This is a genomic window from Candidatus Eremiobacterota bacterium (genome assembly GCA_031082125.1).
Lineage (GTDB): Bacteria > Vulcanimicrobiota > CADAWZ01 > CADAWZ01 > Ess09-12 > Ess09-12.
The window spans coordinates 15,085-28,296 of sequence record JAVHLM010000023.1 but is presented as its reverse complement, the minus strand read 5'-3'; the positions used below and the strand labels follow the sequence as shown (position 1 = coordinate 28,296).

The following is a 13,212-nucleotide window of genomic DNA, read 5'->3' as shown; positions in this document are numbered from 1 at the left end:
GATTTCAGCAGAATGCTAGTCCTGGGCAGGGAGCTTTTTCTTCCCCAGGTAGTGAAGGTATGACTTCGTCGCCTTTGACCAGGTACTCGCTATCCAGGAATATTTTGCGTCATAGACCTCGAGGGCCTGGCAGAGGCCTTCAGAGGTGACATACTTCACGTTCACCTTTTTTGCCTTGGCGGGATCGAGCCCCGAGGGGTAAAAGAGGGTATTTCCTGTAAGAACCACCGTTTTGCAGGTATGCCTGTCCATCTCGATGATGAGGTTGGGGCCGTTCACTGACGGCTTCCCCGCAATGATACGGGCACCGTTGGAGGCCGGGTAGGTATAGACATCGGCAAGCTGCTTTGCCGAGCAGGAGCACTTGGCGCCGCACTTGCAGTTCTCGCAGCAGGTGCACTTTCCATTATTTCCAATAACGCATTTTCCCTTGCAGCCGCACCCGCATGAGCATGAGCCCTCGACGCCGCACATGCAGTTGCCCTTGCAGCCGCACCCGGCCTTGCATTTCCCCTGGCAGTCACCGCCGCATTTGCACTGGGCCGTAGCCGCACCTGACTTGCCCTTCCCCTGGCAGTCGCCGCCGCATTTGCAGTCCCCGCCCGTTGTGCATTTTTCCTTGCAGGGATCCTTGCAGGAGCCCGTGCACTCGCTGCCGCAGGTACAGCCGCCTTTCACGTCCTTGCTGCAACTGCAGCCCTTTCCCTCTTTGCAGGTGCCCTTGCAGGTGTCATTAGCCTTAGTGGCCTTCGCCCCGCAGGGAGTCTGGCAGTCACTGTCGCACTGGTCATCGGCTGCACTTATGCATGTGCATGCTTTTGAGCCTCCGGGACCGGCAAAGATCCCTGAGACGGAAAAGAGCACAAGCGAAACGGCAAGAAGCGAGAGAAGCAACAGATATCCCTTTTTCATATCCTACCTCCGTCCATGAAGATTTTCTTTTCTAAGTATCTTCTCCCAGGCAGCAAAAAAAACCTCCTGGCTCCCCCGCCGCCGCCGGAAGAGTCTTCCGCCATCAGGGAACGCATCAGGAGGGGCTGAAGGAGGAAGGGGAGAAAAAATTGAATGATGAGAGATATCTTTATCGGGAGGGAACGGGAATGGAAGAGAAAAAGGGCATGAAACCGTGGGTCAAGATTCTTCTGATTGTCCTGGGTGTGCTGATCCTGGGCTGCGGCGGCGTCTTTGTGATCGCCTACAAGTGGTTCGGAGGCTTCATGAAGGGTTTCACTGATGAGGGCACAAAGAAGGAGATCACCAGGGCCATCTGTGCCATCGACATTCCCGAAGGCTTCTCCATCAAGGGCGCCTTTGACATTGCAGGTTACAAGGTCTCAATCATAGACCACGGCGGCTCCGGGCAGGAGACCATGCTGATGAGGATCCCTGAAACGACGTGCTCCGACGCGCAACTGAAGAAATCCTTTGACGACGAGAAGTTCACCGATTCCCTCCTCAAGCAGGGGGGGGGGGCCAGAGGCTCCAGATTGAAAAGGTGAAAACGAGGGAGAAGGCAAAGATTAACGGAAAAGACTTCCCCTATGCCCTCTGCGACTTCAAGGACAAGGGGGAGCCCAAGGAGGGCATCGTGGGGCTTTTTACCGACCCTGCCTCCGGCAAGGCCGTGCTCGTCATGGGCTTTAATGCCCCGGGAAAATACGACAACAAGGTGACCCTTACGCTCCTCGGGGGAGCGCCTCAAGAGCCAGAGAAGGAATGACAGGCTTCTCCCGATCCTCGGGGGAAGCCCAGGAGATGATATACCCGTAAGGCGTCCTGGTGACAAGAAGTGGGCTGAGGGCCCGTTCAATAAGCTCCTCAGCGTCATCGTCGGTTTTTTCTTTATACAGATCTTTCATTGGTCCCCCACCTTTTTCTTCTCTGTATCTCTGTCTGTATATAATGATACCGAAAAAAACTGCGATAATCTGTATGATTTGACACATGGCGGGAGGGCGCTTACATCGACGGCACCGTGAGGGTGAGGGGATCGTCCACTTCGACAGCCTCCCTGGTATAGAATGCCTCGGCATACTTTTTCCCTATGAGGCCACCGCAGAAAGCGGCAAAAGTGGTGACCCTCTCATAAATTCCATGAGGCGGCGTTCCCTCAGGGGCGGGAAACTGGGAACGGTGGCACCTGAGAGCGGCCAGCTTGGTCTGGAACTCCCCCGTGATGTCAATGACAAGGCGGGGCTCAACAAATTCCTTGTGGCGCAGTGCATAAAGTATCTTGTGAGGCCTGGCGGGCTCGCCGGGAAGTGGATAATTCCTGAGACCTGAAAAGAAGCAGGCATCATAGACAAGCCTGCTTGCCTGCACGTGATCGGGATGGCGCCCTTCGAAATAGGGAGCAATCACGAGGCGGGGCCTGAGGCGCCTTATGACTGCAATAAGTCTGTTGCGCTCTTCAATGGTGGGCATGATCTCGGTATCGGTGATGGCGAGGTTCTCGCGGTGGTGCACCCCCATGACGCGCCGTGCCTCTTCAGACTCATCTGCCCGCACTTCAGGCGTTCCGCGCGTCCCACGCTCACCGCGGGTAAGGTCCACTATGGCCACCTGATAGCCTTTCTTCACCATCTTCACAAGGGTGCCGCCGCATATGATCTCGGCATCGTCAGGATGGGCGGCAATAGCCACTACGTCATAAGCCATTGATGACACTCCTGTAAAAATTCTCATAGTGAGGGATTATGATCCTCTCATCAAAATGTGAGAGGGCCCGTTCACGGGCTTTCTCCCTGAAGGCCTCCATCTTTGCACTGTCACCAAGCAGGCTGAGGCATGACCTGGCCATGGACTCCACGTCTCCCACGGGATGGAGATAACCGCAAAGGCCATGCTCCACGACCTCCACAAGTCCCCCCGCCGTCGATCCTACGACAGGCACTCCGCAGCTGAGGGCCTCAAGGGCCGCAAGGCCGAAGCTTTCGTTCTCGCTGGGAAAAAGCATCAGATCGGCCGTGGCGATAAGCTCTTCCACGTTGTCCTGCTTCCCGAGGAAGAGGACGCGGTCCCTGATGCCCATATCGCCCACCATCCGGTGAATGGCGGGGCGCTCTTCTCCGTCGCCCACCAGCAGGAGCTTTGCATCCACCTCGGCGGCCACGCGGGCGAAAACCTGCACCACGTCTGCCAGACGCTTCACGGGCCTGAAATTCGAGATATGAATAAGGACCTTCCCTGCAGAGCCGCAGAGAAGCTGCCTGATCTCGCGGGACATCCCCGGTGAAAACCTCCCTGTGTCGATGAAATTATGGATCACCTCGATGGGCTTCCTGATGCCGAAAACCTCTTCCGTGGTCTTCTTGAGGTACGAAGACACCGATGTGATGCCGTCGCTCTCCTCTATGGAGAATTTCGTGATGGGATAATAGGAGGGGTGGCTCCCCACGAGGGTAATGTCGGTGCCGTGGAGAGTCGTGATAAGAGCCGGGCTCCTTTTCCCCATCACGCAGCGGGCAAGAAAGGCTGACGTGGTATGGGGAATGGCATAGTGGAGATGGAGCACGTCAAGGGAGTATTCCATGCAGATCTCGATGATGCGGGAGGCAAGGGAGAGCACATAGGGAGGCGAGGGGAAGGGAGGGTAGTTCTGCGTGTCCACCTCGTGGAAAAAGACGTTCTTGGTGAAGGACTTGAGCCTGAAAGGAAGGGCATAGCTTATGATATGGATCTCATGGCCGCGGAGCGCAAGCCCCCTCGCAAGCTCGCCGGCCACGGCGCCGCTTCCCCCGTAAGTAGGAAAACAGACTATACCGATTTTCATGTCAAAGCTCCATTATCTGGTGATTCCAGGGGGGCAGAACGGCAGGCTCCCGAAAGAGCCTGTCGATGAACCCGCTGCCGTACCTCGCCACAAACTGCACCACATTGAGGGACCGCTCCTGCAGAAATCCTCCCGGGAACATGGAAGCCCTGGTCTTTTCCATATGATCCTGGAGGACCCCATCTTTCCTGGTGACAGCGTCCCTTACCTTTCCCGCAAGGGCCTCCCCCAGGCCCTTCACCTTCCCGGAAAAATGCCTGAAGGCCGGCCTCAGGTTCTCATCGGCAGCGACGGCCTCGCCTTCAAGGCGCCTGATGACGGCCTCGAGCTCCCCGAGTCCCTCCTCCATCTTCCCTCTCAGATCCCCGGGAAAATGAGGGGCCAGGGCCTCAGCAAGGCTTTCTCCCCTTGTGGGAAAGAGCCCCCCGGCCCTGAGGCCGTACTTGTCGATAACTCTCCTTATGCCCCCTTCAACAAGGGTGAGGCTCATCCTTGGAAAGACGAGGGGCTTCGTGATGCCGAACATATCATAGAGGGAGAGAACCTGTGCCCAGTAAGCCACCTCCCCGGGCCCTCCCACATAGGCAACGGTGGGAAAGAGCAGGTCCTCCATGAGCGGCCGCAGCGCCACGCCGGGAGAAAACGAGTCGGGGCTCCTGGCGAGCGTGGCTTCGAGCTCTGCAGGTGACCGCTCACCCTGCCGCTCAAGCGTGAATTGTCCGTCAATGCTTCGTATGGCCTCGCGCCCTGGAGTGTGGTGAAAGAGGTTCACTTTCCCTGCGGCCGAACCTATCTGGGCATGATAGCCAAGGCTGCGGAGCCGCTCACCTGCCCCGGTGATGAGCCGGGACGATTGGGGCGCCGTGGCGAGCTCCCTGGCGAAAAGAGGAGCGGCAAGCTCCTTCAGGCGCCGGTCCGAAGGGGATACCAGGACGAGTCCGTAGCCGCCGAGAAGAGAGAGAAGCCATTCCCCGAAGGCATCGACATAAGGCTTGCCGGGAGAGAAGCACCGGGAGAGCTCCTCAAGGAGCGCTCCCTTAAAGGCGGTCTCAGGCAGGAACGCATCGAGCTCCTCGAGAGGCTTGCGGATCTGCCCGTCAAGCACATGGAGGGAAAGGGGGAGCTTCCCACCCTGCGGGGAAGGCTCATAGGCTATCTGCTGCACCTCCCTTCCCCTTACTGCCCTGAAAGAAGCTGTCTCGCTGAAATCATGGTCATCTGATTCTATCCAGAAAAGGGCTATTGAGGGGGCGGAAAAAGTCTCTGAGAGAGACGAAGCGAGGCGGAGGGCCGTCACGGCCTTGTAGATGGTGTAGAGGGGGCCGCCGAAAAGGCCCAGTTGCTGCCCCGTCAGCACCGCGAAGCAGCGTGAGTCGCCCAGGGCCGCTATCTTTTCACGCGTCGGGGCCCCGGCGCCCCAGCGGGTGTTCTGCGCCAGCAGGATCTCGCAGAGCTCGGGGCGCCGGTAATCTTTTTCTGCCACTTCCCGAATGACGGCTTGAAATGAAGACTCTTCGCGGGGATCGCCCCTGAAGAAAGGGGAAAGCCTCTCGTAGTGCTCCACATAGTCGCAGAAAAGCCTGTTATCGCCCACAACGGCATTGAATGGCACCGTGCTTTCCATTGCCATTATCCTTCCACTGCCCTGACCCCTCCCCCGGCGGGGGAAAAGTCCAGGATGGCCGCACCTGCCTCCTCGAGGGCCTTCATCACGCGGGCACGCCTGGAGGGCGGCGCCAGCGTCACCATGCATCCGCCTCCTCCTGCACCGCAGATCTTCGAGGCCATGGCGCCCTCTCGGGCGGCAGCCTCAACCATGGCATCTATTTTCTTATTAGAAACTCCTTCGGCCAGATGCTTCCTGTTGTCCCACTCCTCGGCAAGTGCGGATGCGAGGGCATCCATATCCTCGTTGATGAGGCTCTCCCTCATTTTCACTGCAGTCCTGCCGATATGCTTCATTTTTTCCCTGGTTCCGCCGGCATTATCGATATAGCCCTTCATCATGTCCCAGTTGGTGGCCCCGGAAAAGTGCGAGATGCCGGTAAAGGAGAGCACAAGGCTTTCCTTGAGGGCTTCAAGAAAAGGAGCCGAGAGGGAGAGGCCCTCGCGCCTTATTGCTCGCTCGTTGAAATGGATTGCGGAGAAGCCTCCATAAAAGGCGGCGTAATAGTCCTGCTTCCCCGTAGGGATGCCGAGGCTCTGGGCCTCCACGTTGGCGCACCAGTCAATAAGGACCGCCGGGTCAAGGCGCTCCCTGGCCGCCCCCTGGAGGGCCCACATGAGGGCGACAAGAAGGCTCGAAGAGGCTCCCAGGCCCGAGCCCTTGGGGGCCATGTTTTTAATGCTGATATGGAGGCCTTCACGGGGTGCACAGAACTTTACGGCTCTCATCACCAGCTCCAGGACCCCTGAGGGAGCAAGCTCCTCAAGGCTCTCCGCCCTGGCTTCCTCCCCAAGGTCAAGGGATTTAATGATAATCTCCCTTCCGCCCACTGTCTCGACCTGGGCCATGCTCACCATGTCGATGGCCATATTCACTGTCATGCCGCCGCCCTCGAAGATATAGAGGGGAAATATGTCAAGGGTACCCCCGGCAAGATCAATCCTTGCAGGGGCGGTGACTGTCACTTTCATGGTTCCTCCATAGCGCTTCCGGATATTCTTCTCTTATTCTGAGCCACGTTATTCCAGCCCTTTTGCTAAGTATACTCGTAGAAGCCTCTCCCCGACTTTTTCCCCAGGAACCCCGCCTTGACCATCTTTACCAGCAGAGGGCAGGGCCGGTACTTTGAGTCACCAAAGCCCTTGTAGAGGGTCTCCATTGCGGCGAGGACCACGTCAAGCCCCACATAGTCGGCGAGGGAAAGAGGCCCCATGGGGTGGTTCATTCCCAGTTTCATCACCATGTCGATTCCTTCTTTCGTGGCCACACCTTCCATAAGGGTGTAAATGGCCTCGTTGATCATGGTGATGATGAGCCTGCTTGAGACAAAGCCGGGATAATCCTCGACGACGACAGGAGTCTTGTCCAGCTTCTCACAGAGCGAGACTATTCTATCCGTTGTCTCCTTAGACGTGGCAGCGCCGTTGATGACCTCGACAAGCTGCATCTGGGGGACAGGGCTCATGAAGTGCATCCCGATGAACCGGGGAGCTCTTCCTGACGAGGCTGCAAGCTCCGTGATGGAGATGGATGTCGTATTCGAGGCAAGGAGTGCATCAGGCTTGAGGCAGGTGTCCAGAGCCTTGAAGACCTCCCTCTTGATGGACTTGTCCTCCGTGACTGCCTCTATGGCCAGATCGGCCCAATGGCCCTCTTTCAGGGCAACCGAGGTGCGTATTCTCCCGAGGGCCTCGTCGGCAGCCACCTGGTCAAGCTTCCCCTTCTCCACGAATTTACCGAGGCTCTTCTTTATGGTTCTCATGCCCTTCTCGAGGAATTCTTCCTTGATGTCCACCATTACCACGTCGAAGCCTTTCATGGCAAAGACCTGGGAGATGCCGCTCCCCATGATCCCCGCCCCTGCGACAGTCACTTTCCTGATTTCCATAGTGCCCTCCTTTCAGCTTAAAGCATCTCCACGAGGACCGCCACGCCGTTTCCCCCGCCGAGGCAGAGAGAGGCGATCCCGTATCTGCCGCCGCGGGCTCTCAGCCCGTGGAGCAGCGTTACCAGTATGCGTGCTCCCGAGGCGCCGATGGGATGCCCCAGGGCTACGGCGCCGCCGTTTATGTTCACTTTCCCTTGATCGATGGCAAGCTCCCTGATGCAGGCGAGGGCCTGTACGGAAAAAGCCTCGTTAATCTCAAAAAGATCTATCTCGCCAAGGGAGGGACCGCCGTTTTTCGCAAGGACCCCCCTGATGGCCGGGATCGGCGTGAGCATTACCCACTCAGGGGCAAGCCCCGAGGTGAAGTAGTTCACTATGCGGGCAATGGGCTTCATCCCGCGGGATGCTGCAGCATCGCCTGCCATGACAAGGAGGGCCGCCGCCCCGTCGTTCACCCCGGGGGAATTTCCCGCGGTCACCGTGCCCTCCTTGAGAAATGCGGGCCTGAGGGAGGCCAGCTTTTCGACAGTCGTGTCGGCCCTCGGCGACTCGTCAACAGAAAAGGCGCTCACTTCGCCCTTCTTGCCCACGAGGGGGACAGCGACAATCTCGTCATTGAACTTTCCTCTATTGATGGCCTCCACAGCTTTCTGATGGCTCCTGAAGGCATATTCATCCTGATCGCCCCGCGAGACATTGAAATGATGGGCCACGATCTCGCCCGTGAAGCCCATGTGAAAGTCGTGATAGGGATCCCAGAGGCCATCAGCTATCATGGAATCGATGATCTGGTCGTGTCCCATCCGTATGCCGCTCCGTGCCTTGGTGATCAGATAGGGCGTCCTGCTCATTGACTCCATGCCGCCTGCCACCACCGCTTCCGCATCGCCGCCTGAGACTGCCTGGGCGGCAAGGACCACCGACTTGAGGCCCGAGGCACAGACCTTGTTGAGAGTCATCGCACCAACTTTCACCGGTAATCCCGCCTTGATGGCGGCCTGCCGCGCGGGGTTCTGCCCCAGGCCGGCGCTTACCACGTTGCCCATGATTACCTCATCGACCTCTTCCGGAGCCAGTCCTGCCCGGCCTACGGCCTCCTTGATGCAGAGAGCGCCCAGCTCGGCAGGGTGGACCTCCCTGAGGGTCCCGGAAAACTTTCCGATGGCCGTTCTTACGGCACTCACTATCACTGCCTCATGGGCAGGCTTCCTCTCTGTCTTCTTCACCTGAGGCTCCAGGTCGGGAATGGAAAAAACGCTCAGATCTGTCATAGGGTGCTCCTTTCTGGGTTCTCGAGGGTACTTCACTCTCCCCTTCCCTTTTCCCTCCCTCGGCACTTCCCGGCAGCGAAAAAGCCGCCCCTCCCGAGAAGGACATTCTCCCCGCGGGGAGAACTCATGGGGAAAGACCAGCAGACTGGCGGCAGGAGCGTGCGCTGTGGCCAAGGCTACCCTGAAAGAATTAAGAACATCGCTTGAGTCACTCGTAAAATTCTCGCAGGAATCACTCTCTCTTGCAGAAGTAGTTGACGAAGTGAGACTCCTCAGCTTTCTTTTGGAAAAAAATGGAAAAATGGCCTCCGCTGCAATGATGAGGGAGCTCACCGCCAATCTCCGGTGTGCTCTGCTGATGCTCGAGAGGCTCGAGGATTTCCTCATAAGCGCCGAAGGCTCGGAAAAAGCGGTATCGGAGAGCTTCAAGGCCCTTGTCTATGCCACCGTGGAGCAGGTTGCGCTGAGGCTGGGGATCTCGGCCTCCTCGGCAAGCTCCTTCACCTTTTTCACCAACGTGGTATCCTTCATCCTTCACAGGGTCTCGGAATATTCCTATGTGAAAGCGGCAAAGAATATCGAGGCTTCACATTTCAGGAAGGCGAAAACCCACCTTTCAAAGGATCTCTGGGAGCTCGCTGTCAGGAACAGCGCCCTTGAAGGCATCTCCATTCATGAAGGAAAACAATACAAGGCGATGATTGCACAGGTCTCAGATGCCATTGACCAGGCCCGCTCCCAGGAAGCCTATATTCAGCTCTATGCCTTTCTCTCCTATATTTATCTCCTCAAGGTGCTAGATCTCATTGATACCTCTTCTCCGGCTTCAGCATGAAAAGGCCGGGACTCACCCTCCCCTGCCGTGAGGTATCCGTCGTATGAATACATAACCGATTGAAAGGAGCATTCTCATGGAAAACGTGGTAATCGCCGGTGCAGCGAGGACTCCCATAGGAGCATTCCAGGGAGGTCTCTCGGAGGTGCCTGCCGTTGAGCTCGCAAGGACAGTAATCGCCGAATCCCTCCGAAGGGCAGGGGTAAAGCCTGAACAGGTCGATGAGGTGATTATGGGATGCATCCTCCAGGCAGGGCAGGGACAGAACCCCGCCCGCCAGGCCTCGCTGATGGCAGGAATCCCTCAGGAGGTGCCCGCCTGGACCCTCAACATGGTCTGTGGATCGGGGCTGCGCTCCGTGGTTGACGCAGCCCGTATCATATCCCTCGGGGAAGCCGACATAATCGTGGCTGGCGGCATGGAGTCCATGTCACAGTCGCCTTATCTGCTCACCAAGGCACGGAACGGCTACAGGATGGGCCACGGTGACCTCTTTGACACCATGATCCATGACGGCCTTTCATGCGCCATCGGCAAAGTGCACATGGGCATCACGGCCGAGAACATCGCGGAAAAATACGGAATCACCAGGGTGGAGCAGGATACCTTGGCCTATGAGAGCCAGATGAAGGCCGCCCGGGCCATCGAGCGGGGGCGCTTTGAAGAAGAGATCGTGCCGGTGAGCATCGCCCAGAAAAAGGGCGATCCCCTCGTGATCAGCAAGGATGAGCATCCCAGGCCTTCAACAACCGTCGAGAGCCTCGCAAAGCTCAAGCCTGCCTTCAAGAAAGACGGCACCGTCACGGCGGGAAACTCATCAGGCGTCAATGACGGCGCCGCCGCCGTCGTGCTCCTCTCGGAGCGGAAGGCCCTGGAGCTCGGCATCACTCCCCTGGCGACAATAAAAGGCTATGCCTATGCCGGCGTTGACCCTGCCCTGATGGGAACAGGACCCATCGACGCCGTAAAGAAGCTCCTCGCGAAGACAGGAAAAACCCTTGAGCAGATCGATCTGATAGAGGCAAACGAAGCATTCGCCGTGCAGTCCATTGCCGTGGCGCGCGAGCTGGGCCTTGACAAAAAGCCCCTCTCTGACCGCGTCAACGTCAACGGGGGCGCTATTGCCCTGGGGCATCCCATCGGCGCTTCAGGGTGCCGCATCCTGGTGACACTCATCTACGAGATGATGCGCCGCAGCGCCCACACCGGCATTGCCACCCTTTGCATCGGCGGAGGCATGGGGATCAGCATGCTCGTGGAGAGATAGCTCCTCAGGGAACATCCTGCTACTCAATGAGGCCCTGGACAGCGTCATACTGGGGGTAGTTCGCTTTCCCGCTCACCCTGACATGGGCCGTGCTGTTGCACCACATGGTATAGACATCAGGAACGGCGGTATAAATATAACAGTATGTCATGGTGCCCGAGGCAGGGCATGTGGGAAGGGTCTTCAGATAGTCGGGGGTGATCTTTGAGATGGTTTTGGGATAACGCCCCTCATTATCGGTGCTGTACATCTCCATCGCCGTGCCCAGGTTCTTGAGGTTGCTTTTGCAGGCCGTGAGGGTCCCGCCGCTGTACCGGTTCGGCATGTTCTCCACCATGTAGATATAGGCGAAGACGAGAAACACGCTGAAGCCGATGACGGCGAGATAGGTTGAAGCCGTTGAGGCATGGGGCTCTTCACTGAGTGACTGCGTGGCAGGGCCGGGACCGGGGGACTGTCCTGCCGGCAAAGGCGGCGACGTCTCAACAAGGACGGCAAATGCGAGGACGCAGAGTATGCTCACCACGAAGAGCATCGCATGGGCGAAAAAGGGAAGAATTGCGGCGAGAAGAAAAGAGACAACAAAAAGGGCGCGGCTCTGCTTCCATGAAAAGTGGATGCGCTTTTCATAGGGAGCCTTGTCGTGAGCATGAGGAGCCCCGGCGGGCTCCGAGCCGCCGCATGGATCTGCCATGGAAGGTTTCCTCCCTGAGAGAGTTTCCCCGCTTGAAAGTCCCTCCATTACTTAGGGAACAGAGAGGGTTTTTCCTCCCTCGTAAGAAGTACCATAGGTGGTGCCCGGGGAACAGGTGCCGGGGGAACGGGAGGGGAGCAAAGAGAGAAAAAATGGATGAGCCCCGTGTAGTTATTGATCTCACGAGAGATGACTTTGTCGCCCTCAACAGGTTTCTTTTCACCAGGCAGGAAAAGCCCCTGGGGAACAGGGGCCTTCTTATAGGGGTAGGCTTTCTCCTGATTGTGATCCTGGCCTTTCTCATCTCGCCGGGATCTGACCTGCGGCTCACTACCGACACCATAATAATAAGCGGCGGGCTCTTTGCCCTGCTGGCCGCATTCTTTCTCGTACCCCGCTTTATCAACCAGATCGGCCTCCTTATCCACCTTTACACCCTCAGGCGGACTCCTGAAGAGAATCTCGAAATCAAGGGCACGCGGCAGTACAAGGTCATGCCCGACTGCCTCTTCGGCACTTCCGACTACGGTGATGCAATGATGAAATGGGAGGACATCGATCTTTTTGAGGTCGATGATCGCTATATTTACCTCCTGGCCTCCAGAGGGGGGGCTCATATCATCCCCCTCCGGTACTTTACCGGAGAAGCACAGCAGCAGGCTTTCATCAGCGCCTGCATGAAAGCCCTGAAGAGAACGGCCTGACTCACCGTTTACATTTTCCTTACAGCTGTTCAGGCTTATGATGATAATGTCAGTTATGCTCTTCTGCATGAAAAGGAGCGTGGAGCATCCTATGGAAGATCTTGGCTTCTCAGTAGCCCTTGCAGGCTACGAGGATATCGGGGCGATCAGGAGGCTTGCCATTGACCATGCCCCCCTGCGGCGATTCTCCAGGAGAAGGCTCTCTGACGGGGAGATGAAGGATATCCGCGCCAGGGATCTCGAAGGGATCGAAGAGCTCCTTAAAAAAGAGAACGCCAGGATATACCGCGCCGCTGACAGAGCGGGAAAACTGGCAGGCTTTATCATCGTGATGCTTGCCTGTGAGCATCAGATGACCGGCGAGTTCCAGGCCGAGATAAACGACCTTTTCGTCATTCCGGAATTCCGGCGCCAAGGTGTGGGCGCGCTTCTCCTCCACAAGGCCGAGCAGTTCACCCGCTCAAAGGGCCTGAAATATGTCTCCGTCGAGGCCATCTCTGAGAACATCCCCGCGGTCTCATTCTTCCAGAAGCATGGATTTGTCGAGGAAATCAAGATCCTGATGATGGACTCCGTCACGCCGCGGGAAGGCTCCTTCGGGGACTATTCCGTGAGGCTCGCCAAGACTTTCGATTTCCCCAGGATAAGGGATCTCGCCCTTGAAACCGTCCTGTTCTCCATCCCGCCCGAGAGGGATATTGACGATGAGATGATAAGAGAGCTCTATATGCTCCGTATGGTGGACAATGTGCAGTCTCGCCTTTCCTGGAACACCTTCTACCTGGTGGCTGAGACGCCATCCGGCGGCTTCGCGGGATTCATTCTCGCCGAGCGCGAGGATGACTTCTTCTGCAACGTGCCCCAGGTGAAAGTGATGAACATTGCCGTCAAAGAAGAATACAGGGGGAAAAAGGTGGCCCAGGCCCTCTTCAATCAACTGCTCATCCATGTGAAGGAAGAGCAGATCCCTTATATGACCGGTGTCATCGCCACCGCCAACAGGCGCTCGTGGCTCTTCTTCGAGAGAATCTGGAAAGCCCTGGAAGAGCGGAAGGTCCTCGCGAAAAAGCTGCCCTGAAAAGAAAGAATAACCGAAAGAGGAGCTGTTCAAGCTG

At 57.3% G+C, this 13,212-nt stretch carries 15 protein-coding genes; 6 read left to right on the top strand and 9 right to left on the bottom strand.

The annotated features are described in order from the left end of the window. Positions 1–15 precede the first annotated feature (15 nt). A complete protein-coding gene (locus RDV48_22030) occupies positions 16–912 on the bottom strand; it encodes a hypothetical protein (GenBank protein MDQ7825494.1) in 897 nt (298 codons plus the stop codon). A gap of 188 nt (positions 913–1,100) precedes the next feature. Between RDV48_22030 and RDV48_22025 the strand changes: the two genes are divergently transcribed. Both RDV48_22025 and RDV48_22020 read left to right on the top strand, forming a co-directional pair. After that, entirely contained in the window at positions 1,101–1,499 is a 399-nt protein-coding gene (locus RDV48_22025; GenBank protein MDQ7825493.1) for a hypothetical protein, read from the top strand. Next, entirely contained in the window at positions 1,496–1,720 is a 225-nt protein-coding gene (locus RDV48_22020; GenBank protein MDQ7825492.1) for a hypothetical protein, read from the top strand. Before RDV48_22025 ends, RDV48_22020 begins: the two co-directional genes overlap by 4 nt. On the opposite strand, the gene RDV48_22015 is transcribed toward RDV48_22020, so the two are convergent. The 7 genes from RDV48_22015 to RDV48_21985 all read right to left on the bottom strand — a co-directional run bounded on the left by RDV48_22015 (position 1,677) and on the right by RDV48_21985 (position 8,597). Continuing rightward, positions 1,677–1,859, bottom strand: coding sequence for a hypothetical protein (locus RDV48_22015; GenBank protein MDQ7825491.1), 183 nt, complete (start codon positions 1,857–1,859; stop codon positions 1,677–1,679). The two genes, RDV48_22020 and RDV48_22015, sit on opposite strands and share 44 nt — an antisense overlap. Before the next feature lie 100 nt (positions 1,860–1,959). After that, positions 1,960–2,658 (bottom strand): bacillithiol biosynthesis deacetylase BshB1, encoded by a 699-nt coding sequence (gene bshB1 / locus RDV48_22010; GenBank protein MDQ7825490.1) that lies wholly within the window; start codon positions 2,656–2,658, stop codon positions 1,960–1,962. Further along, on the bottom strand, positions 2,648–3,772 hold the full coding sequence (gene bshA, locus RDV48_22005) for an N-acetyl-alpha-D-glucosaminyl L-malate synthase BshA (GenBank protein ID MDQ7825489.1): 1,125 nt from the start codon (positions 3,770–3,772) through the stop codon (positions 2,648–2,650). Before bshA ends, bshB1 begins: the two co-directional genes overlap by 11 nt. 1 nt (position 3,773) lies before the next feature. After that, a complete protein-coding gene (gene bshC / locus RDV48_22000; GenBank protein MDQ7825488.1) occupies positions 3,774–5,396 on the bottom strand; it encodes a bacillithiol biosynthesis cysteine-adding enzyme BshC in 1,623 nt (540 codons plus the stop codon). Positions 5,397–5,401: 5 nt separating this feature from the next. After that, entirely contained in the window at positions 5,402–6,409 is a 1,008-nt protein-coding gene (locus RDV48_21995; GenBank protein ID MDQ7825487.1) for a hypothetical protein, read from the bottom strand. 65 nt (positions 6,410–6,474) lie between these two features. Then, the gene (locus tag RDV48_21990) at positions 6,475–7,326 is read right to left on the bottom strand and encodes a 3-hydroxyacyl-CoA dehydrogenase NAD-binding domain-containing protein (protein MDQ7825486.1); all 852 of its coding nucleotides are present in this window, start codon (positions 7,324–7,326) and stop codon (positions 6,475–6,477) included. Positions 7,327–7,343: 17 nt separating this feature from the next. After that, entirely contained in the window at positions 7,344–8,597 is a 1,254-nt protein-coding gene (locus tag RDV48_21985) for an acetyl-CoA C-acetyltransferase (GenBank protein ID MDQ7825485.1), read from the bottom strand. Positions 8,598–8,763: 166 nt separating this feature from the next. On the opposite strand from RDV48_21985, the gene RDV48_21980 reads away from it, so the two are divergent. Continuing rightward, positions 8,764–9,432 (top strand): hypothetical protein, encoded by a 669-nt coding sequence (locus RDV48_21980; protein MDQ7825484.1) that lies wholly within the window; start codon positions 8,764–8,766, stop codon positions 9,430–9,432. A 76-nt stretch (positions 9,433–9,508) separates the two neighbouring features. Further along, positions 9,509–10,699, top strand: a complete 1,191-nt coding sequence (locus RDV48_21975) for an acetyl-CoA C-acetyltransferase (GenBank protein MDQ7825483.1) — start codon at positions 9,509–9,511, stop codon at positions 10,697–10,699. A 19-nt stretch (positions 10,700–10,718) separates the two neighbouring features. Here the strand turns inward: RDV48_21975 and RDV48_21970 are convergent, their stop codons facing one another. Next, positions 10,719–11,393, bottom strand: coding sequence for a hypothetical protein (locus RDV48_21970; protein MDQ7825482.1), 675 nt, complete (start codon positions 11,391–11,393; stop codon positions 10,719–10,721). Between the two features lie 152 nt (positions 11,394–11,545). On the opposite strand from RDV48_21970, the gene RDV48_21965 reads away from it, so the two are divergent. Then, on the top strand, positions 11,546–12,097 hold the full coding sequence (locus RDV48_21965; protein MDQ7825481.1) for a YcxB family protein: 552 nt from the start codon (positions 11,546–11,548) through the stop codon (positions 12,095–12,097). Positions 12,098–12,188: 91 nt separating this feature from the next. After that, positions 12,189–13,175, top strand: a complete 987-nt coding sequence (locus RDV48_21960; GenBank protein ID MDQ7825480.1) for a GNAT family N-acetyltransferase — start codon at positions 12,189–12,191, stop codon at positions 13,173–13,175. The last annotated feature ends 37 nt before the right edge of the window (positions 13,176–13,212 follow it).